Genomic DNA, 19,872 nt, shown 5'->3' with positions numbered 1-19,872 from the left:
TTCCTGCCGCCCTCTGGCTCCCGGCTCTGCGCCGCAGCGCCAATGCGCTGCAGCGCGTCCGGGACATGAGAGCAGCGCCACTCCCTCTACCGTCCCGTCCAAACCGGCTTTCGCTTCTCGCTGAAGGCCTTCAGCCCTTCCTTCGCGTCCTCGGTCATCGCGAGCAGCGCGATCTGGCTTTCGGTGTAGGCGATGCTCTCGTCGAACGACATCGAGGCGATGGCACGCATGGCGTATTTGCCGCGGCGGATCGCGGTCGGGGATTTGTCGACGATACGGCCAATCAGCCAGTCGACCTTGGCATCCAACTCGGCCGTGGGCACGACGTAGTTGAGCAGGCCGGCAGCCTGGGCCGTCTTGGCATCGAACGGCTCGCCGGTGAGCGCCCATTCGTTGACGAGGCGCGGCGGTGCGATGGACTGCAGCAGGCTGAGCACCTGCATCGGAAACACGCCGACCTTCACCTCCGGAAGGCCGAACACGACGTGATCGGCCGCAACCGCCATGTCGGTCATGCAGAGCAGGCCCATGCCGCCGGCCATGCAGACGCCGCCGACCCGCGCAATCGCCGGTTTGGTGGCGTTCTGTGACAAACGTAACAGATCGGCATAGTCGACATTTGGTTTGGAATGATCCATCGCGAAAGCCGCGCCGGAATTCTGCAGATCGGCGCCCGCGCAGAACGCCTTGTCGCCCGCACCCGTCAGCACGATGACGCGGACGTCCTTGTCGTCATGCGCGTCGCGATAGCCTTGGGTGATGCCGGCGATGACCTCGCCGTTCAGTGCGTTGCGTTTCTCCAGCCGATTGATGGTGATCCAGAACGCCTGCCCGCGCTTCTCGGTAACGACTGCTGTGGTGTCGGTCATGGTCCGCTCGCTTCCTTGTCATCCGTTTTGCAGCCATTTGCGGCAGGACGGGCGGAACGCGCAAGGCCATTCTGCAACGCCGTGTCACCATAGCGTGTGGGCGCAAATTCGCCCGGCGATTGAATTACGGACGACGGCCGCTATCCTGACTGGGGATTTTGATCACCGATGAGCCATTTCATGCGCGCCGCGACGATGTTGTTGCTGACAGGCCTGCTCGTGCTGGGCGCAAGCCGCGCGGCCGATGCGGCCAAGCTGGCGCTGGTGATCGGCAACGCCAGATATCCCGACAACGAATTCGTGCCGAACGACGTCGCCAACGACACCCAGGATGTCGCCGAAGAATTGAAGCGCGACGGCTTCGTCGTCGACCGCCAGAGCAATCTCACGGCCGACGCCATGCGGCAGGTGCTGGATCGCTTCTATGCCCGCATCGAGCGCGGCGCGGTGGCGCTGATTTTCTTCGATGGTTTTGCGATCCAATCCAACCGGCAGACCTACCTTCTGCCGGTCGACGCGCAGATCTGGACCGAGCCGGATGTGGCGCGCGACGGCTTCAGCCTCGACACCATCCTCGCCGAGATGAACACGCGCGGTGCCGCGATCAAGATCGCGCTGATCGACGCCTCGCGCCGCAACCCGTTCGAACGGCGCTTCCGCCGCTATTCGGCGGGCCTTGCACCGGCGATCGCGCCGAGCAATTCGCTCGTGCTCTACTCCGCCGCGCTCGGAGCGGTCGCAGCCAGCGGCAAGACCGACCACGGCCTGTTCGTCGCCGAACTGCTGCGCGAGATGCGCACGCCGAACATCAGTGCCGAGCAGGCGCTGACCAACACCAAGAACGGCGTCGTCGCCGCCACCCGGCGCGAGCAGGTGCCGTGGCTGTCGTCGTCGCTGACCACGGAATTCTCGTTCGCGGGCCCGGTGACGCAGCCGCCCGATAACAAGGGCGACGCGACGCCGGCGAAACCCGGGCCGCAAAAACCGGCCTGCGAGACGCCGCAGGCAGAGCCGCCTCCGAGTGCCGACGATCTCGCCCGGGATCCCGTCATCGCCGATCTCAGCCGCAAGATCGCGGCGAACGCCAATGACGTCGTCTCGCGCTACAAGCGCGGCCAGGTCTATGCGATCAAGCGCGCGCACGCACTCGCCATGCAGGATTTCGACGTGGTGATCCGCAGGGATCCCAGGGATGCGCAGGCGCTGAACAACCGCTGCTGGACGCGTGCTGCGACCGGCGACCTGCAGGGCGCGCTGACCGACTGCAATCTGGCCCTGCAGATCAATCCCGGCTTGAGCGACGCGCTCGACAGCCGCGGTCTCGTCAACCTCAAGCTCGGCCGCAATGCGGAAGCGATCAAGGACTATACCGACGCGATCCAGCGCAACCCACGCTCCTCGTCGTCGCTGTTCGGTCGCGGCATCGCCACCCGCAAGAGTGGCGGCGACGGCGCCACCGACATCGCGTCGGCAAAGTCGATGAACCCTGATATTGCGAAGGAGTTCGCAGGCTACGGCGTCTCGGAGTGCGTGCCTTAAACGGTGAGCGCCTTTTTGATCCAGACCTTGTTGTCGTGGAACGCGGCGCCGCCGATCGGTGCCACGGTTTCCGCTCCGGTCAGCATGTTGATGCCGCGGCCGCCGATGTGATCCTTGTTGGGATGAACAGACTCCGCAATCAGCACGCCGCGCTGCACGCCGTCAAACAGCCTTGCCAACAGCGTGGTCTCGCCGCGGGTATTGCCGAGCGTCACCGCATCGCCGTCGGCGATGTCGAGCGCGGCCGCATCCAGTGGATGGATCATCACGCTCGCCTTGCCCTCGCGCGCCTGCGAGGACGGTGTTTCGTTGAAGGTGGTGTTGAGGAAGCTGCGCGACGGACTGGTCGCGAGCCGGAATGGATGCGCCGGATCGGCCTGCTCGATCACGGCCCAATGGTCCGGCAGATCAGGCATGTTGTCGACATCGCCCATGGTCACGCCGAACGGCGGAGGCGCCCAGTCGGCCCTGAAGTGAAACTTGCCGTCGGCATGGGCAAAGCCGTCGAGATAGTGCGAGGTGCGAAAATCCGGCTGCAGGTCGCGCCAGAGGTCGGCTTCGAGGCCGGCGATGTCGCCGTGGTTGCTGAGCTTCAGCGTCGCGTCAATCAATTCGCGCGGCGTCATCTCGAAACCCGGATGCCTGGCACCGAGCCGCGGCGCCAGCGCCTGCAGCACCTGATGGTTGGAGCGGCATTCGCCGGGCGGGTCTATCAGCTTCGGCCCGACCGAGATGTGCTGGTGGCCGCCGCCGTAATAGAGATCGTCATGCTCCATGAACATGGTCGCGGGCAACACAATGTCGGCCATCTGCGCCGTCTCGGTCATGAACTGCTCGTGCACCGCGACAAACAGATCCTCGCGCGCAAAGCCCTGCCTCACCAAAGCCTGCTCCGGCGCCACCGTCATCGGATTGGTGTTCTGGATCAGCAACGCCTTGACCGGGCCTTTGCCTTGCAGAGCTTTGGCATCGCCGGTGAGGATGCGGCCGATCTGGGACTGGTCGAGCGCACGGATGCTCGGATCGATGGCGTCGTGGCCCTCAATGATGGATTCGTTGAAATGCCAGAGTGCGTAGTTGTTGAAGAAGGCGCCGCCGCCTTCATACTGCCAGGCGCCGGTCACCGCGGGAATGCAATTGGCCGCGTGCATCTGCGTGGCGCCGTTGCGGCTCCGCGTAAAACCGTAGCCGAAGCGGAAGAAGGCGCGCTTGGTCTCGCCGACCGCCCTGGCGAAGGCCTCGATCTCGGAAACCGGTACGCCGCAGATCGCGGACGCCCATTCCGGCGTGCGCGTCGTCAGATGCGCTTCGAGCTCGGCGGGGCAGTCGGTGTATTTGTCCATGTAGGCGCGGTCGGCGTAACCGTCACGGAACAGGACATGCATGACGCCGCAGGCGAAGGCGCCGTCGGTGCCGGGCCGCAGGATGATCTTGATGTCAGCCTGCTTCATGGTGTCGTTGTCGTAGATATCGACCGCCGCGATCTTCGCGCCGCGCTCCTTGCGGGCACGGGCAGCGTGCGTCATCACGTTGACCTGGGTGTTGACGGGATTGGTGCCCCAGATCACGACCAGATCAGACAACGCCATCTCGCGCGGATCGACGCCGGCGATCCTGCCGGTGCCGATCGCGAATCCGATACGCGCAACGTTGGCGCAGATGGTCTGATAGAAGCGCGAATACTTTTTGACATGCGTGAGGCGGTTGAGGCCGTCGCGCATCACGAGGCCCATGGTGCCGGCGTAGTAATACGGCCAGATCGATTCTGCGCCGAACTCGCGCTCGGCCTGATTGAAGCGATGCCCGATTTCGTCCAGCGCCTCGTCCCAGGAGATGCGCGCGAATTGCCCCGAGCCCTTCGCGCCCGTCCGGCGCATCGGATACATCAGCCGCTCGGGATGATGAATGCGTTCGGCGTAGCGTGCGACCTTGGCGCAGACCACGCCGGCGGTGTAGGTCTGCTTCTTCGAACCGCGGACACGGCCGATGCTGCGGCCTTCGACCACCTCGACGTCGAGGGCACAGGCCGATGGGCAATCGTGCGGGCAGGTCGAATGGCGGATTTCGATCTTGCTTTCGATCTTGGCGTGCGGGTTCATAACCCAGTTCGTAACACCAAAATACCGGCCAGCCGAGGGCATTTATCCGGCAATGCCCATGCGATTTGCTCAAACCGTGCGCGCCGCCGGTTCCTGCTGCAAGCGCGAAGGGCGGCGCGGACACACCGAAAGCCACCCGATATTCCGATCTTAATCGCCCTCGTGAGCCGTCGACAGTTTGTAGTCCCTGCCGCTACATTGCCGGACAACAAAAACGATATCTGGGAGGTGGGCATGATCGCCCGAAGATCCGTGCTGGCTTTGACGGCCGGCCTGCTTGCCGCAATCTCCGCAGCGCCCTCCTTCGCACAGGATTATCCCAACCACGCGGTCCGGATTATCGTCCCCTTCGGGGCCGGCGGACCGGCCGACGTCGCGGCCCGGCTGATCGGCAATGTGCTGCAGGAGAGTCTTGGCCAGCCTTTCGTCGTCGAGAACCGCACCGGTGCCGGCGGTGTCATCGGCACGATCGAGGCGGCGAAGTCGCCGGCCGACGGCTACACGCTGCTGATGATGTCCAACACCCAGACCGCGAACGAATCGCTGCTGACGGCGGACAAGCGCAAATACGAACTGATGCGCGACCTCGCGCCGATCGCGCCGGTGAACTATTCCGATCTCGTCATCGTGGTGAACCCGCAAGTCCCGGCGAAGACGTTGCCCGAGTTCATCGCACTCGCCAAGGCGCAGCTGGGCAAGCTGAACTACGCCTCCTCCGGTCAGGGCACGCCCTACCACATGGCCGGCGAGCTGTTCAAAGCCATGGCCGGCATCGACATCGTCCACGTTCCCTATCGCAACAGCGGCGAGGCGCGCAGCGGCGTGATCGGCGGACAGGTGCAGATGATGATCGACGCGGTGCCGGCGATGGCACCGAACATCGCCGAGAACCAGGTGCGCGCGCTCGCCACCACCGGCAAGCAGCGCTCGACCGTGTTGCCGAACGTGCCGACGGCGATCGAGGCCGGTGTCGCAGGCTATGAAGCGACGATATGGCTCGGCCTGATGGCGCCGGCCGGCACGCCAAAGCCAGTCATCGACAAGCTCAATGCCGCCGTCAACGCAATGGTGAAGCGGCCCGACATCGTCAAGCTCTGGATGGAACAGGGCGCCGCGCCCATGTCGATGACGCCGGAGGAATTCGACAAATTCCTGCGCGGCGACATCGAGAAATGGGCCGACGTCGTCAAGAAGTTCGACAAGTCCTGAGGCGTATCGGAAATGCCAGCCATTCAGTTTCAGCTCAACGGCGCAGCGACGGCCGTGGATGTCGAGCCCGACCAGACGCTGCTCGACGTGCTGCGCGGCCGGCTCGGTGTCACGAGCGCGCATTTCGGTTGCGGCGCCGGTGAGTGCGGCGCCTGTTACGTCATGGTCGACCATCGCGCCATGGCATCCTGCGACATGCCGATGTGGTCGGTCGCCGACAGGGACATCGTCACTGTGGAAGGCCTCGGCACGGTGGGCGTACCGCATCCGTTGCAACGCGCCTTCATCGCCGAACAGGCGATGCAATGCGGCTATTGTGTATCTGGAATCCTGATCAGCGCGGCGGCGCTGCTGAAGCGCAATCCGTCCCCGACGGAAGCCGAGGTCAGGGCGGCGCTGGATCGCAATCTGTGCCGCTGCGGGTCGCACAACCGCATGGTCCGCGCCGTCCTGCGTGCGGCCGCAGAGATGGCGGCATCATGAACACCTTGTCCCCTGCCCCGAAGCTGCCGGTCAGCCTCGTCGCCAATCCCAAGCTGTCGTCCTGGGTCGGCTTCACCGACGACGGCCGCGTGGCGATCTCGATTGGCAAGGTCGAAATCGGCCAGGGCATCGTCACGGCGCTGGCGCAAATCGCGGCGGACGAACTCGATGTCGCAATCACCAGAATCGAGATGACCCGCGCCTCGACGGCGGCCAGCCCAAACGAGGGCGTGACCTCGGGCAGCCTCTCGATCCAGCAGTCCGGCCGCGCGCTACGCCAGGTCTGTGCCGAAGTACGCCAACGCTTCCTTCGCGCGGCCTCGGAACGTCTCGGCGTCGATGCGTCGCGCCTCGATATCGATGACGGCACCATCTCAGGCCCCGGCAATGTCAGGACAAGTTATTGGGAATTGATGGGCGAGGTCTCGCTCGACCACGACGCCACCGGAAGCCCGACAGCCAAGAGTGCCGCCGCGCGCACCGTCGCCGGACATTCGGTCCAGCGTGTCGACATTCCCGACAAGGTGTTTGCGCGGCCGCGTTTCATCCATGACCTCGCGCTTCCGGGACTGGTGCACGGACGCGTGCTGCGCCCGGATCTCCCGGACGCCAGATTGATCGCACTCAATGAGGCGGCCGCGCGCGCAGTCCCCGGCTTTATTGCCATCGTCCGCGACGGCGGCTTTGCCGGGGTGGTTGCCGACAACGAGACGGCGGCGGAAGCCGCGCTCAAAGCCTTGCGCAAGGGCGCGACTTGGTCGGACGGCGGGCCGTTGCCGGACGACGACGATCTGGCAGGCTTCCTGAAGAGCCAGCCGGTCGAGACCACCATCATCGATACCAGGATGGCGGAGCCGGCGCGCCATCCCGCCCAAACGCTCCGCCGGCAATACACCCGCCCCTACATCGCGCATGCCTCGATCGCGCCGTCCTGCGCCGTGGCGCAATGGGACGGTGATCGTGTTCATGTCTGGACGCACAGCCAGGGCGTCTATCTGCTCCGTGCGGATCTCGCGATCGTGCTCAAGCTGCCGGCCGAGAGCATCGTGGTGGAGCACATCGAGGGCGCCGGCTGTTACGGACACAACGCGGCCGACGACGTCGCGCTCGATGCCGTGCTGCTGGCGAAGGCGGCCGGCGGCCGCCCGGTTCGCGTGCAGTGGTCGCGCCACGACGAGATGTCTCATGCGCCGTTCGGCGCGGCGATGGCCATCGAGATCGAGGCCGATCTCGACTCGAACAACGAGATCACGGGCTGGCGCCACGCGATCTGGAGCAACGGTCATGCGGCACGGCCCGGACGCGCGGCGCAGCCGACGCTGCTGGCGGCGAGTGAGATCGCAAATCCCTACCCGCGCATGGTCTCGACCAACCCGCCGGCCGCCAATGGTGGTGGCGGCGATCGCAATTCCGTTCCGCTTTATGACTTCCCCGCCTGGACCATCACCAGCCACCGGCTGCTGACCATGCCGGTACGGACCTCGGCGCTGCGGACGCTGGGCGGGCAAGGCAACGTGTTCGCCATCGAATCCCTGCTCGACGAGATCGCAGAGCTGCGCGGCGAAGATCCGATCGCATTCCGCCTGCGGCACCTGCGCGACGAGCGGGCGCGCGACGTCATTCGCGCTGCGGCACGACGTGCACAGTGGAAGCCACAGAAGCAGCCCGGCATCGGCCACGGCCTCGGCTTTGCCCGCTACAAGAACACGGGGGCCTATTGTGCCGCGATTGCCGAGATCAAGGGCGCCGACGGCGTCCGCGTGAGGCGGCTGACGCTGGCCGTCGATGTCGGCGAGGCCATCAACCCGGACGGCGTCATCAACCAGATCGAGGGTGGCGCAATCCAGGCGGCCAGCTGGGTGCTGAAGGAACGCGTCCGCTTCGACAGGACGCGCATCACATCCACGTCATGGACCGACTATCCGATACTGACCTTCAGCGAGGTACCGGCCGTGGATGTCGAGATCATCCAGCGGCCGGAGATCGAGCCGGTCGGCGCCGGTGAGGCCGCACACGGCCCGGTGACGGCGGCGATCGCGAATGCGGTCTACGATTGCCTCGGCGTACGCGTGCGCGACCTGCCGATCACGCGGGACAGGATCATTGCAGCGATGGAGCGTGCGCCTTGACGACGGTGAACATTTTGAGCGGCGGCGCGGCGCAAGGTCTCGTACGCGGCCTCAGCGACGCCTTCAAGGCGCAGACCGGCCTCGGCATCGACGGCCAATTCGGCGCAGTCGGCATCATGGCCGACAAGCTGCGCGCGGGAACGCCGACCGATCTCGTGATCCTGACGCAGGCGCTGCTGGCGAAGCTTGCCGACGAAAATCTCGTCGTTGCCTCGTCAATCACGGATGTCGGCCGGGTCGAGACCGCGCTGGCGGTCCGCAGCCGCGATCCCAAGGTGACGGCGAAGACCGAGGCCGATCTGCGCGAGGTTCTGCGCAGCGCCGATGCCATCTACGTCCCCGACACCAAGGCCTCGACCGCGGGCCAGCATGTCGCAAAAGTGCTGGACCAGCTCGGCATCGCCTCTGAAGTTGCCCCGCGCCTCAAGATATTTCCAAACGGTGCAACGGCCATGCGCGAGCTCGCGGCATCGACGGCGGCAAGACCGATCGGATGCACGCAGGTGACCGAGATCATCGCCACAGGCGGCATTGAACTGTCAGGGGCGCTGCCGCCGGGCTGCGAACTCGTGACGATGTACACCGCCGGCGTGACCGCTGGGGCCGCGCATCCGAAGGAGGCAGCCGCGCTGGTCGCGTTGCTGACCCGCGCAGATCACAGGGAGCTGCGCCAGCGCGTCGGATTCGCCGGCTAGGGTATGTACTCATAAACGCCGGCTTCCAACGCAAAACGGAAGTCTGCAACCTTGAGCGTGATCGGCGGCTGATGACCCATAGCTGACCTGCGACCGAAGACGGTGACCGATTACGACCGCTCAACTTTAGTCGGCTCCCTCACAATTTTGCGAAGCTGCTCGCAAGTTCGTAGATTCGTAAAAAGATGATGTACTCGTCGCGCTCGAATGCGATGCTGTAGTTGGTGCCATACTTTGCGAGTTGTTCGCTGATCGCCTCGCCGTTGACCCGATTCGCATTGCGATACAGATATTTGGGAGGCCATTGCGGCGCGCCGTTGATCGAAACGATTGAGCTATCGCAAAAGGCAAAGCCCCGTAGTTCCGGCTTGATTTCAGCTGCCGAATAATCCAACCGTTCTTTTGCTCTCATTTCGGCTGCAAGTTCACCGGTAGGCTCCAGCCGATTAATCGAAAGATCTGTGTGGGCAGGGTAAACATCGCCTTCGACTTGGCGACTGAAGAAAATGACTGCGCCGGGTTCGCGTCTGGCCAGCCCATTCAAGCCCGGAGAGCCACTCTCTAAGAAATCTTGAAACCGGTTGCCGTCAATGAGCGGAGGCTTATTAGGTCCATAAGCGATATCCCAAAGCGATTGACGGGTCCGCTCATCCGGAAACCAATAACTCGGTTTACTGGGAGGCCAGCCAGATGTCACGACGGTGCGTACCGCGTCGGAGAGCTTCACTCTTGAAATGCTGAGGCACTGTGAGGCCATCACACGAAGCCCCGGCTTCCACCTAGGAAAATCCCACATATTTGCCGGGTTGATGCCCAACACCTCGTAGGTGATGAAATTCTTTCCCGCCTCGGTCTCACGCCACGCTTGCCATTCTTCGCGCGTTGCTCGAGCAATCGTAGAACCCAGGAATTTCAATTCGGAGCGCGGGTTGTTGTACGCATCCTCTGACGCATAGGCGACGCCAGACCAAGGCTCGTCAGCACGTTGATAGGTGACCACGAGCGGTAATAGCGTTTTGGGAACTCTGCCGTTCTGCGTGGTCTCGCCTTTACAAGCTTGGGGCACCTGTACTGCCACACCATGCTGATCTCTTGTCTTGAGCCCGAAGAGCGTGGGGACGACACCAACTTCGACTGTTCGGTCGTTATCCTTGTAGGTCGTTATCTTAACGCGGCAACCGACCACGATGTCGAAATCAAGCGGCTCGCCTTTGTAATCGTAGCTGGCCCTGAACCTGTAATAGTAACCCCGATCCTCCCCAGGTGTGGTGACCTTGACCGACTTTGTAAAACTCATAAGGGCGCCGAAGACGAGCCAAGGCTGCGAAAACAGCAGCATAAGCCCCAAGCCGAGCAAAACGACAACGCTCCCGAAGATCAAGCTGGGGAATGTCTTCATGCCAATTTATACGTTCGATTACGGTCGGACTGCTGTAGCAGTTGAACCTCTTAGCAAACAGAGGTTGTGGAAATAATCGGTGACCTGTCATCTTTTGCGGCTTCGTTTTTAGCAATCGTTGACCATCGTAATTGCGGAACTATGTGCGAAGGCAAGCGACAGCAGCCCGCAAGTTGGCTTTTGGCCCTTCGCGACTAGTGTTGGAGGTCTCGCTGAGGTCTCCTGTCGGAGGCAGAGCCGACTGGATTTGCTCACTGCAAGTATTACGGCTCGTGGGCCCTTAACGGACTAGCCAGAGCGAATTGGCCTGTGTCCGGTGTTGAAGAAACAACGGACACGGCCCCTTCGCGCGGGCCGGTCGAACTTATGAGTACACGCCCTGACGGCCCGCCTATTTGTGCAGCTGGGTGAGGCCTGTCGGCGGGCCGTCGACGGCGGTCCAGCCGCCATCGACGAACAGCGTGCTGCCGCTGACATAGCTCGCAGCGTCCGAGGCGAGATAGGCGACGGCGGTCGCGACCTCGTCGGCGCTGCTCCAGCGGTTGAACACGGTGTGGCCAGCGTAGAGATTGTAGATGTCGGGGCGCTGCTTGAACGGACCGGTCAGCGCAGTCTCCGCAATGCTTGGCGCGATTGCGTTGACGCGCACGCCGGCATGGCCGACCTCGGAGGCAAAGCCCTTCACCAGCAGGCCGATGGCCGCCTTGGTCGAGCCGTAGACGCCGAGGCCCGGCTCGATGGTCACCGCGCGCACCGACGAGCAGGCGATGATGCTGCCACCCTTTTGCGCGACCATGATGCGGCCGAAGGCCTGGAAGAACCACACCGTGCCCTTGACGTTGAGGTTGAGGACGCGGTCGAGATCCTCCTCGGTGTAGTCGAGGATCGTCTTGCGGATATTGAGCCCGGGCGTCGTCACGGCGATGTCGAGCCGGGGAAATTTCTGCATCACCGTCTTGGCCAGCGCACTGACGTCCGCAGCGCTTGCGGCATCACAGCCGGCTGCTTCCGCCCAGCCACCCTTGTCGCGAATGCCGGCGGCGGTCGCCTCCGCGGCGTCAAGCGCGCGATCGGCGCAGACGACGCGCGCCCCGAGCCCAGCCAGCGCCTCGGCCGACGATTTGCCGATGCCCGATGCGGCGCCGAGCACCACGGCCGTCTTGCCGGTGAGATCAAAGAGCTTGCGATAGTCGGTCACTGTTGGCTTCTCCTGTAGCTGCTAGCCCTTGTAGCCCATCAGCAGGCGGGGCAGCCACAGCGAGAATGCGGGGACGTAAGTCACGAACATCAGGGCTGCGATCAGCGCGGCGTAGAACGGCAGGATGGTGCGCATCACCGCGCCCACCGAGATGCCGCCGATCGCACAGCCTACGAACTGGGTGGTTCCGACCGGCGGGGTGTTGAGTCCGAGAGCGCAGTTGATCAGCATCAGCATGCCGAATTGGACCGGATCCATACCCGCCTTCATCGCGATCGGCAGGAAGATCGGGGTGCAGATCAGGATCGTCGCCGCCATGTCCATGAAGGTGCCGAGCACGAACAGGATGACGTTGATGAGCAGAAAGATGACCCAGGGCTGCGTCGAGACCTTTCCCATCAAATTGCCTGCGAGATCAGCCACCTCGTAGAGCCCCATCAGATACTGGAACATGGTGGAGACGCCGATCAGCAGCAGCACCACGCCCGTCGTCTTCACCGCCTTGGCGGCGGCACGCAGGAAGTTGCTCCAGGTCATGGTGCGGTAGATGAAGAACGTCAGCAGCATCGTGTAGGTGACCGCGACGGCTGCGGATTCAGTTGCCGTGAAGACGCCGGACAGGATGCCCGTCAGGATGATGCCGACGATCAGAAGGCCGGGGAGTGCCGCCGCCAGCGAGCGGAAAACCTCGGCCCAGCCCGGAAACTTGCCGGCCGGATAGCCGCGCTTCACCGCAACGCCGTAAGCGGCGACCAGCATGCACGCCATCAGCACGATCGCCGGCAAAAGGCCGGCGGCGATCAGCGCACCAATCGAGACCTTGCCGCCGGCGGCCAGGGCATAAATGATCATGTTGTGGCTGGTCGGCATCAAGGCGCCCACCAGCGAGGCGTGGGTGGTGACGTTGACGGCGTAGTCGGTGTCGAACCCCTCCTTTTTCATCATCGGGATCATCACCGCGCCCATCGCCGACACGTCGGCCACGGGCGAGCCGGATACGCCGCCGAACAGCGTGCAGGCGACCACGTTCGACATGCCGAGCCCGCCCCGGATGTGCCCGACGAGATTCTTGGCGAGCTGCACGATCTTGTCGGCGACCCCGCCATGCAGCATCAGCTCACCGCTGAGGACGAAGAACGGAATCGCAAGGAACGAGAAGATGTTCATCCCGGACATCATCTGCTGGAAGATGACGGCGACCGGCAGGCCCTCGTAGAGGATGGTGCAGAGCGCCGAGAGGCCGATGGCGAAGGCGACGGGGACGCCGAGGATCAGGAAGCCGAAGAAGGAAGCCCCGAGAATGATCAGTTCCATGAGGGGACGACCTCTTCGCCACGCAAGAGAGCAATGATGTGCTCGATGGAAAAGGAGACGATCAGGACGCCGGAGGCGATCAACGGGACGTAGCGGACGATCTCGGGGAGGCCGAGATTTGGGATCTTCACGGTTCCGACGGATGCGCCGAGGATCCACCCGTTATAGGCCATGGCGACACCAAACGCGGCCACCAGCACGTGGATGACGAGTTCGATCTTCTCTCGCGCGTGATCAGGCAGCATCACCAGCAGGCTGTCCATGCCGATGTGTCCGGCATCGCGCACGCCGACGGCAGCGCCGATCAGCGTGACATAAAGGATGAGAACCAGCGCAAGGTTCTCCGTCCAGGTCGGGCTGGAATTGAGCACGTATCGGCCGAACACCTGGTAGAACACGACGGTGACGATGAGGAGCAATCCGCTCACGGACAGATACATGCCCGCACGCGCGACGACGGCATTGACGCGCGACAGCAAGCCGGTCGCCGGGCGTGCGGCGGCCGCCCCCTGCTCGTGGTCTGCAACGTGTGGATCTGTCATTGCCGCGTCTCCGTGCGAAGACCCGGTGTCGCCTTCGCGGCGACGCCGGGGCCGACGCTGTGGTCTTACTTCGTGTCCTGGATACGCTTCACGAGGCCCTGCAGCTTCTCGTCACCCGCGAACTTCTGGTACACCGGCTTCATCGCGTCGACGAATTCCTGCTTGTTGGCGATCGTGACGACCTGAACGCCGGCGGCCTCGACCGTCTTGCGGGACGCCTGCTCACGCTCGTCCCAGAGCTTGCGCATGACCGGCACCGATTCCTTGGCCGCCTTGCGGACCATGGCCTGATCCTCCTTGCTCAGCGTGTCCCAAACCTTCTTGGACATCACCAGAACTTCGGGCGCCAGGGAGTGCTCTGTGATGTTGTAGAACTTGGCGGCCTCGAAATGGCGCGACGATTCGTAGGAAGGCCAATTGTTTTCGGCGGCATCCACGAGGCCGGTCTTGAGCGCCGTATAGACTTCACCATAAGGCATCGGCGTCGGGTTGGCCCCTAAGCTCTGGATCATGCCGACCCACAGATCGGACTGCTGGACGCGGATCTTCAGGCCCTTCAAGTCTGCCAGCGACTTGACCGGCGCCTTGACGGTGTAAATGGACCGGGCGCCGCTATCGTAATAGGCAAGCCCGACCAGTCCAGCCGGCTCCATGGCTGCCAGGATCTCATCGCCGATCGGCCCGTCGAGGACGGTGCGCATGTGCTGGGTGTCGCGGAAGACGAAGGGCAGGCATAATGCGATTGTTTCCGGCACGAAATTGTTGAGCGGCGACGCATTGATCCGCATCATGTCGAGCGCGCCGATCTTGAGTTGCTCGATGGTGTCCTTTTCGGAGCCCAGGGCTCCGTTCGGAAACACCTTGACGCCGAGCTTGCCGCCGCTCGCTGCCGCGAGCTGCTTGCCCATGAACTTGACGGCCTCGACGGTCGGATAATCGGCGGGATGGATGTCGGCGGAGCGGAAGTCGCGCGCGGTCGCCAGTGGCGCTGAGAGCACCAATGCAACGGCTGCGATGATACCGGTGAGTGTCTTCATCTGGGCTTCCTCCTGGTTGATTATGTCGTTGTCGGCTTGCTGCAGGCCGCCTTGGGTCGCTCCCCTTCAGGTGTGAAGTCAAGCGCCAATGTCGTCCCTAGGGCGCGCGGCATTCCATGTCCAAGCCAAATCCGGCATTGATCGATGCCGCAGTTGCATCGATCAATCTGGCGCAATTCGCGTCATTGCGGAAGCCGGCAGGACGGCTTGCGTCGCTGGGACGTGACTTGACGCGACCAAGAGAGGCCCCTCAAGATGCCCGAAACAGGGGATTATCTCGAAGGAATGCCCATGCCGCGGAAGCTGATCGATATCTCGGTCCCGCTCAAAAATGACGTGACGGCTGATCCGCCCGGCAATCACCCGACCATCCAGTACATCGATCACCAACAAGGGCTGCCGCGCATGCTGCAGTTTTTCGACGGCCTCAAGGCAAAGGATCTGCCCGACGGACAGGGCTGGGCGGTCGAACAGGTTTCGCTGTCGACCCATAACGGCACGCATCTCGATGCGCCCTGGCACTTCCATCCGACCATGAACCGCGGCGAGCGGTCATGGACGATCGACGAGGTGCCGCTGGAATGGTGCCTTCAGCCCGGCGTGAAGCTCGACTTCCGGCATCTGCCCGACGGCTACGTGGCAAGCGCCGACGACGTCGAGAAGGAGCTGAAGCGCATCGGGCACACGCTGTCGCCGCTGGAGATCGTGGTCGTCAACACCAGCGCCGGCGCCAGGTTCGGTCAGGCCGACTACGTCAATTCCGGCTGCGGCATGGGCTATGAGGCCACCATGTATCTGCTCGAATGCGGCGTTCGGCTGACCGGCACTGACGGCTGGAGCTGGGACGCGCCTTTCGTCTACACCGCGAAGAAATATGCCGAGACAAGAGACGCCGGCCTGATCTGGGAGGGCCACAAGGCGGGACGGCACATCGGCTATTGCCATCTGGAGAAGCTGCACAATCTCGACCAGCTGCCCTCGACCGGTTTCACCGTCTCATGTTTTCCGGTCAAGATCGAACGCGCCTCCGCGGGCTGGACCCGCGCCGTCGCCATCATCGACAGCTAGGCACGCCGTTACTCGCCGTTCAGGCCGCTCTCGGCGAGTTCGCGCAGCGCGTCGGTATCGAGCACGACGATGGCGCCGTGCTCGAGGCGAACCCAGTTGCGGCCGGCCCAGGCGCGTAATTGCTTGTTGATGCTCTCGCGCGTCATCCCCACCATCTCGCTGATCTCCTGCTGCGTGATGGCGAGCGTGCCGCTGCCGGAGTCGAATTTGCGCTCCTCGGTGAGCCCGAGCAGCGCGCTCGCCAGCCGGCCCGGCAGATTCTGGAGGATGACCTGCTCGACCTGCTGGCTGGTCCAGCGCAGACGGGCGCAGAGCAGCTCGATGAATTTCATCGCCAGTGCCGGCTGGCTCTTCACGAACGGCAGGAAGTCCCGGCGATCGATGATGTAGAGCTCGCAATTGGTGTTGGCGGTCGCATCGGCCGACCGGGGAGCCCCGTCGAGCACCGCGATCTCGCCGAAGATTTCGCCGGGACCGATCAGATTGAGGATCGCGTTACGACCATCGGGCGACGAGGAAGAAATCTTCACCGTCCCCGCGATCACGGCGAACAGGCTGTTGCCGGGATCGCCCTTGGCAGCGATCGTCGCGCCACGCTTCACGGTGGTGTGCTTGGCATAGCGGCAGAGCTGATCAAGCGCTTCCGGCTCCAGATCCGCGAAGATCGGGTGCTTGCGCAAGACCGATAGTTTGTTGCCCGCCGACTGTCGGGGATCGCCGGTCTTGTCCTGAGGCACGCCGCGGGGCTCCTAAGACTACGAGGCACTGGAGTTCCTGCGTAGTCAACGTTATCAGGCTTTTCAACCGGAAAGCACGCGCGCGATTTGTGGCAAATGCCGCGAAAACGCCGCGGTCACGCCAGATGCACGCATCCGAAGGATGCGTTGATTGGATTGATCGATGCAGAGTTGTGGTCCGCGCAAGTACAGTTGCGTTGAGGCGCTGGCATGGCACATCCGGCCGCACCATGCGTCGACAAGTCCAGACTGGAGGGGCGCGGAAACGTCTTAGCGCTTGGGATCCGAATCGAGCCGGCGTGAGCTGGTTTGCCGGTCGGCCCAAGCCAAGGTCAAAGCAAATACGACGAAGATCGCGACGACGATAACAGTCACCAGCAGCGCGTCAGCAGGCATCAACCCCTCCCGTTGGTTTTGGGCATTATTTTGCCGCAGCGGGCCGGCGTCTTTGATCGAGATCAAAAACGTCAGGGGGCGAACGAAAAATCAGGCTGCGGCCATCGCCTCGGCGCGGGCAGGATCCAGCAGGCTGATGCCGCCGTGAATGATCTCGATCACGCCGTGACGCTCCAGCTTGGTGAAAGTGCGGCTGACGGTTTCGATGGTCAGGCCGAGATAGTCGGCGATGTCCTGACGGCTCATCGGAAGCGGTACCGTGTCGGACAGCCCCTTGAGCGTGACCAGCCGCTCGCGCCAGCCGAGCAGGAAGGTCGCAACCTTCTCGTCGGCCGAGCGGCGGCCGAGCAGGACCATGTGGTCGCGGGCCTGGCTCAATTCACGGATGGCCAGTTCGTTGATCCTCTTGAGCAGTTGCGGCCGGTCTTCGATGAAACGGCCGAAGGGCGCCTTGGCGAACTGGCATACGGTCACGACACCGATTGCATCGGCCGAAAAATTGTGCCTGCCGGATAGATTCATCCCGAGGAAATCGCCGGGCAACGCAAAACCGACGATCTGCCGCCGGCCGTCGGGCAGCAGCTTGTACAGCCGCATGACGCCTTCGAGGACGTTGTAGAACGAGGTCGTGATCTCCTCCTCGGAAAACACGGTCTCGCCGGCGTTGAAATGAACGCGGCGTCCGAGATGCTCGAATTCCCTGAGCTCAACCGCATTCAGCGACGAACAAACCGCCGCTCCGCGTACGGCACACTCGCTGCAAAAATGCCCGTTCGGCTCAATCGTGACCACGGAAGGCTTCATCCACCGCTCCCAGCGTCGGTCAGCTCCGCCCCCCGGCCGAGTCCACCTCGCGGGTGCATTTTACTGCAATGCGCGAAGGCCAATTGACAGAGATCAAATTTGAGTGGCATCCCCGTCATATTCTGCTTCCAGAGTTCGACCGGATCAACTTTCCATGCTGCAAAGCGCCTTACGTCACGGCCTGATTGGGCTGCTTCTGATCACGCCTGCGCTGGCGGCTTCGACTGCCGAGCAGCGTGGCAAGGCCTTTGCGCGGGCCAATTGCGCACGTTGTCACGCGATCGACCGCGTCTCGCGTAGCACGCTCGAGGGCGCGCCGCCGCTGCGCAATCTGCACCGGCGTTACCCGATCGAGACCCTTGGCGAGGCGCTGGCGGAAGGGATCTACACCGGCCACCCCGACATGCCGGCCTTCGAGCTCAATCCGAACCAGATCCACGACCTTCTGTCCTACCTGAAAACGCTGGAATAGTGGGCGTCACACCGCCTGCACGGTCCACCCAATCAGCTCCCTGGCGATGCGGGCAAAAGCCGCATCGAAGGCCGCAACCGCGGCGGCCGGCTCGACCTTGTCGAGCTTTTCACTGCTCTCGACCAGGCGCGATGCCACCACCTTGCCGTTCTTGTCGACGATCCGCGCCGACAGTCCGATCTCGACCCGTGCCTCGCCCTCCGTGGCGATCCGGAAACTGCGGATGTCGATCAGGAGCTGGTAATCCGCCTGGCCCAGATCGCTCGTGCGCAGCGGAGCGTGGGCGATATCGTAGTTCTCGAAGCTGTCGATCAGGCGCGCCTGCACCAATTTCGGAATGCTGTCGGCCCAGAGGAAGTCGGCAAAGCCCGGCCGGTCCCCAACGGGCGCGAACAGCATGCGCTGGGTCTGCAGCATCGCGACCGCGCTCGGCTCGGGAATGGCCAGCGACGCCGAGAGTGTCTTGCCGGCCGCCTCGGAGCCCTGCGGCGCGTGTAGATCGTAGGTGACCTTCTGCGCGGGAGCGCCACCGCCGGTCATCTTCTCCAGGCCCGCCAGGATGCCGTCGAGCTTGCCGGTGTTGCGCGCGAGGCCGTCGGAGAACGTCTTGAAATTCGCGATGGTGTCCTTCAGCGGGCCGGAATTGTCCTGGAGCACCGTGTCGACCCGCCGCAACGCGTCGCGCGCCGCCTGGGTCATGCTCTGGCCGGCGCCGGCCTCCGCGATCAAGGTCAAGGGCTCGCCGGTCTTGGCGACGATCACGCCGCCCTCCAACGTCACCACCGGCACGCCGGTCAGGCCCTGGAATTCAAGACCGACCTTGGTGTCGGAACGCACCGGCGTGGCGGTCGCAACCGAAATCGTCGCATTGACAAAACGCGGGTTATCGGGCGCAAGCCCCAGCTGCGTCACCTCGCCGACCCGGATGCCGTTGAACAGCACGCCGGCGCCGACCAGCAGGCCCGGGACCGAACCCTGGAATTGCACATGATAGTTCGTGCGTGGCCCGATGCCGCCGGTGTTGTTCAGCCAATAGACGAAGCCGAACACCGCGAGGATCGCGGCCAGCACGAAACTGCCGATCAGCACGTAAGGAGCGCGGGTTTCCATGTCTCATCTCATCTCGTGTTGCAGCATCTGCGAGCGCTTGCCGTGGAAATAGGCGCGCACCCAGGGATGCTCGGATTGCAGCAATTCGCGCATCGGGCCGATCGCCACGATCTTGCCGTCGGCGAGCGCGGCGACGCGGTCGCAAACCGTGGTCAGGCTCGCAAGGTCGTGGGTCACCATGAATACGGTCAGACCCAGCGTCTTTTGCAGCGTCTTGATCAGCACGTCGAAATCGCCGGCGGCGATCGGATCGAGGCCGGAGGTCGGCTCGTCCAGGAACAGGATCGGCGGATCGAGCGCGAGCGCGCGCGCCAACGCCACGCGCTTGGTCATGCCGCCCGACAGCTCCGCCGGATATTTGTCCGCATCCTGGGGGCGCAAGCCGACCATCTCCAGCTTGGCGATCGCGATCTCGTCCATCAGTTCCTGCGACAGGACCAGATTTTCGCGCAAGGGAAACTGGACGTTCTGGCGAACCGTCAGCGAGGAGAACAGTGCCCCCTGCTGGAACAGGATGCCCCATATCGTGGCGGCGCCGCGGCCGTGGCCGCCGGTGGGCTGCCCCATGACTTCGATCGTCCCGCCTTGGCGCGGGATGAGGCCGATGATGGTGCGCATCAGCACCGACTTGCCGCCGCCGGACGCGCCCACCAGCCCGAGGATCTCGCCGCGGCGAACGTCGAGCGACAGATGGTCGAGCACGGTCTGGCGGCCGAAGCCGACCACGAGGTCATGGACGCGGATCGCGAACTGGTCCTGCGCTACGTCCATC

General features: G+C 63.6%; 19 protein-coding genes. 7 read left to right on the top strand and 12 right to left on the bottom strand.

The window, feature by feature from the left end:
* Window positions 1-86 precede the first annotated feature (86 nt).
* Window positions 87-869, bottom strand: coding sequence for an enoyl-CoA hydratase/isomerase family protein (locus tag JQ580_RS28675; protein ID WP_212283931.1), 783 nt, complete (start codon window positions 867-869; stop codon window positions 87-89).
* A gap of 168 nt (window positions 870-1,037) precedes the next feature.
* Between JQ580_RS28675 and JQ580_RS28670 the strand changes: the two genes are divergently transcribed.
* Window positions 1,038-2,408 (top strand): caspase family protein, encoded by a 1,371-nt coding sequence (locus JQ580_RS28670; RefSeq protein ID WP_212283928.1) that lies wholly within the window; start codon window positions 1,038-1,040, stop codon window positions 2,406-2,408.
* Here the strand turns inward: JQ580_RS28670 and JQ580_RS28665 are convergent.
* Window positions 2,405-4,507: a molybdopterin oxidoreductase family protein gene (locus JQ580_RS28665; protein ID WP_212283926.1), complete on the bottom strand. Its 2,103-nt coding sequence runs from the start codon at window positions 4,505-4,507 to the stop codon at window positions 2,405-2,407. The two genes, JQ580_RS28670 and JQ580_RS28665, sit on opposite strands and share 4 nt — an antisense overlap.
* A gap of 234 nt (window positions 4,508-4,741) precedes the next feature.
* On the opposite strand from JQ580_RS28665, the gene JQ580_RS28660 reads away from it, so the two are divergent.
* From JQ580_RS28660 to JQ580_RS28645, 4 genes are read left to right on the top strand one after another with little or no spacing between them, the layout of a single operon-like run.
* Entirely contained in the window at window positions 4,742-5,716 is a 975-nt protein-coding gene (locus JQ580_RS28660; RefSeq protein WP_212283924.1) for a tripartite tricarboxylate transporter substrate binding protein, read from the top strand.
* Window positions 5,717-5,728: 12 nt separating this feature from the next.
* Window positions 5,729-6,199 carry a (2Fe-2S)-binding protein gene (locus JQ580_RS28655; RefSeq protein ID WP_212283922.1) on the top strand — a complete coding sequence of 157 codons (471 nt, stop codon included), beginning with the start codon at window positions 5,729-5,731 and terminating at the stop codon, window positions 6,197-6,199.
* Complete coding sequence (locus JQ580_RS28650) at window positions 6,196-8,328, top strand: xanthine dehydrogenase family protein molybdopterin-binding subunit (RefSeq protein WP_212283920.1); 2,133 nt, start codon at window positions 6,196-6,198, stop codon at window positions 8,326-8,328. The genes JQ580_RS28655 and JQ580_RS28650 overlap by 4 nt, the downstream gene beginning before the upstream one ends.
* Entirely contained in the window at window positions 8,325-9,023 is a 699-nt protein-coding gene (locus JQ580_RS28645; protein ID WP_212283918.1) for a molybdate ABC transporter substrate-binding protein, read from the top strand. The genes JQ580_RS28650 and JQ580_RS28645 overlap by 4 nt, the downstream gene beginning before the upstream one ends.
* 139 nt (window positions 9,024-9,162) lie before the next feature.
* Here the strand turns inward: JQ580_RS28645 and JQ580_RS28640 are convergent, their stop codons facing one another.
* From JQ580_RS28640 to JQ580_RS28620, 5 genes are all read right to left on the bottom strand, one after another.
* Complete coding sequence (locus tag JQ580_RS28640; protein WP_212283916.1) at window positions 9,163-10,422, bottom strand: hypothetical protein; 1,260 nt, start codon at window positions 10,420-10,422, stop codon at window positions 9,163-9,165.
* 391 nt (window positions 10,423-10,813) lie between these two features.
* Window positions 10,814-11,620, bottom strand: a complete 807-nt coding sequence (locus tag JQ580_RS28635) for an SDR family NAD(P)-dependent oxidoreductase (RefSeq protein WP_212283914.1) — start codon at window positions 11,618-11,620, stop codon at window positions 10,814-10,816.
* Between the two features lie 21 nt (window positions 11,621-11,641).
* Window positions 11,642-12,934: a TRAP transporter large permease gene (locus JQ580_RS28630; protein ID WP_212283912.1), complete on the bottom strand. Its 1,293-nt coding sequence runs from the start codon at window positions 12,932-12,934 to the stop codon at window positions 11,642-11,644.
* Entirely contained in the window at window positions 12,925-13,476 is a 552-nt protein-coding gene (locus tag JQ580_RS28625) for a TRAP transporter small permease (protein ID WP_212283910.1), read from the bottom strand. Before JQ580_RS28625 ends, JQ580_RS28630 begins: the two co-directional genes overlap by 10 nt.
* 65 nt (window positions 13,477-13,541) lie before the next feature.
* Complete coding sequence (locus JQ580_RS28620; RefSeq protein WP_212283908.1) at window positions 13,542-14,513, bottom strand: TRAP transporter substrate-binding protein; 972 nt, start codon at window positions 14,511-14,513, stop codon at window positions 13,542-13,544.
* A 291-nt stretch (window positions 14,514-14,804) separates the two neighbouring features.
* Here JQ580_RS28620 and JQ580_RS28615 point away from each other — a divergent pair, with 291 nt between their 5' ends.
* Window positions 14,805-15,581, top strand: a complete 777-nt coding sequence (locus tag JQ580_RS28615; protein ID WP_212283906.1) for a cyclase family protein — start codon at window positions 14,805-14,807, stop codon at window positions 15,579-15,581.
* Between the two features lie 8 nt (window positions 15,582-15,589).
* On the opposite strand, the gene JQ580_RS28610 is transcribed toward JQ580_RS28615, so the two are convergent.
* The 3 genes from JQ580_RS28610 to JQ580_RS28605 all read right to left on the bottom strand — a co-directional run bounded on the left by JQ580_RS28610 (window position 15,590) and on the right by JQ580_RS28605 (window position 17,518).
* Window positions 15,590-16,318 (bottom strand): Crp/Fnr family transcriptional regulator, encoded by a 729-nt coding sequence (locus JQ580_RS28610; RefSeq protein ID WP_212283904.1) that lies wholly within the window; start codon window positions 16,316-16,318, stop codon window positions 15,590-15,592.
* 270 nt (window positions 16,319-16,588) lie between these two features.
* The gene (locus tag JQ580_RS34165) at window positions 16,589-16,714 is read right to left on the bottom strand and encodes a hypothetical protein (protein WP_283814004.1); all 126 of its coding nucleotides are present in this window, start codon (window positions 16,712-16,714) and stop codon (window positions 16,589-16,591) included.
* 90 nt (window positions 16,715-16,804) lie between these two features.
* Window positions 16,805-17,518: a helix-turn-helix domain-containing protein gene (locus JQ580_RS28605; RefSeq protein ID WP_212283902.1), complete on the bottom strand. Its 714-nt coding sequence runs from the start codon at window positions 17,516-17,518 to the stop codon at window positions 16,805-16,807.
* Between the two features lie 154 nt (window positions 17,519-17,672).
* Here JQ580_RS28605 and JQ580_RS28600 point away from each other — a divergent pair, with 154 nt between their 5' ends.
* Window positions 17,673-17,990, top strand: a complete 318-nt coding sequence (locus tag JQ580_RS28600; protein WP_212283900.1) for a c-type cytochrome — start codon at window positions 17,673-17,675, stop codon at window positions 17,988-17,990.
* Window positions 17,991-17,996: 6 nt separating this feature from the next.
* On the opposite strand, the gene JQ580_RS28595 is transcribed toward JQ580_RS28600, so the two are convergent.
* Both JQ580_RS28595 and JQ580_RS28590 read right to left on the bottom strand, forming a co-directional pair.
* Window positions 17,997-19,100, bottom strand: a complete 1,104-nt coding sequence (locus JQ580_RS28595; RefSeq protein ID WP_212283898.1) for an ABC-type transport auxiliary lipoprotein family protein — start codon at window positions 19,098-19,100, stop codon at window positions 17,997-17,999.
* 3 nt (window positions 19,101-19,103) lie between these two features.
* The gene (locus tag JQ580_RS28590) at window positions 19,104-19,871 is read right to left on the bottom strand and encodes an ABC transporter ATP-binding protein (RefSeq protein ID WP_212283896.1); all 768 of its coding nucleotides are present in this window, start codon (window positions 19,869-19,871) and stop codon (window positions 19,104-19,106) included.
* Between the last annotated feature and the right edge of the window lies 1 nt (window position 19,872).

This window comes from Bradyrhizobium sp. SZCCT0148 (assembly GCF_018129985.1).
Classification (GTDB): Bacteria; Pseudomonadota; Alphaproteobacteria; order Rhizobiales; family Xanthobacteraceae; genus Bradyrhizobium; species Bradyrhizobium japonicum_H.
The sequence above is the reverse complement of the archived record's forward strand: the minus strand, read 5'-3'. Positions and strand labels throughout refer to the sequence as shown.

Excerpts from the sequence above, each read along its gene's own strand:
- JQ580_RS28675 (WP_212283931.1), bottom strand. The coding sequence starts at position 869 with ATGACCGACACCACAGCAGTCGTTACCGAGAAGCGCGGGCAGGCGTTC.
- JQ580_RS28670 (WP_212283928.1), top strand. The coding sequence starts at position 1,038 with ATGAGCCATTTCATGCGCGCCGCGACGATGTTGTTGCTGACAGGCCTG.
- JQ580_RS28665 (WP_212283926.1), bottom strand. The coding sequence starts at position 4,507 with ATGAACCCGCACGCCAAGATCGAAAGCAAGATCGAAATCCGCCATTCG.
- JQ580_RS28660 (WP_212283924.1), top strand. The coding sequence starts at position 4,742 with ATGATCGCCCGAAGATCCGTGCTGGCTTTGACGGCCGGCCTGCTTGCC.
- JQ580_RS28655 (WP_212283922.1), top strand. The coding sequence starts at position 5,729 with ATGCCAGCCATTCAGTTTCAGCTCAACGGCGCAGCGACGGCCGTGGAT.
- JQ580_RS28650 (WP_212283920.1), top strand. The coding sequence starts at position 6,196 with ATGAACACCTTGTCCCCTGCCCCGAAGCTGCCGGTCAGCCTCGTCGCC.
- JQ580_RS28640 (WP_212283916.1), bottom strand. The coding sequence starts at position 10,422 with ATGAAGACATTCCCCAGCTTGATCTTCGGGAGCGTTGTCGTTTTGCTC.
- JQ580_RS28630 (WP_212283912.1), bottom strand. The coding sequence starts at position 12,934 with ATGGAACTGATCATTCTCGGGGCTTCCTTCTTCGGCTTCCTGATCCTC.
- JQ580_RS28625 (WP_212283910.1), bottom strand. The coding sequence starts at position 13,476 with ATGACAGATCCACACGTTGCAGACCACGAGCAGGGGGCGGCCGCCGCA.
- JQ580_RS28620 (WP_212283908.1), bottom strand. The coding sequence starts at position 14,513 with ATGAAGACACTCACCGGTATCATCGCAGCCGTTGCATTGGTGCTCTCA.
- JQ580_RS28615 (WP_212283906.1), top strand. The coding sequence starts at position 14,805 with ATGCCGCGGAAGCTGATCGATATCTCGGTCCCGCTCAAAAATGACGTG.
- JQ580_RS34165 (WP_283814004.1), bottom strand. The coding sequence starts at position 16,714 with ATGCCTGCTGACGCGCTGCTGGTGACTGTTATCGTCGTCGCGATCTTC.
- JQ580_RS28605 (WP_212283902.1), bottom strand. The coding sequence starts at position 17,518 with ATGAAGCCTTCCGTGGTCACGATTGAGCCGAACGGGCATTTTTGCAGC.
- JQ580_RS28600 (WP_212283900.1), top strand. The coding sequence starts at position 17,673 with ATGCTGCAAAGCGCCTTACGTCACGGCCTGATTGGGCTGCTTCTGATC.
- JQ580_RS28595 (WP_212283898.1), bottom strand. The coding sequence starts at position 19,100 with ATGGAAACCCGCGCTCCTTACGTGCTGATCGGCAGTTTCGTGCTGGCC.
- JQ580_RS28590 (WP_212283896.1), bottom strand. The coding sequence starts at position 19,871 with ATGGACGTAGCGCAGGACCAGTTCGCGATCCGCGTCCATGACCTCGTG.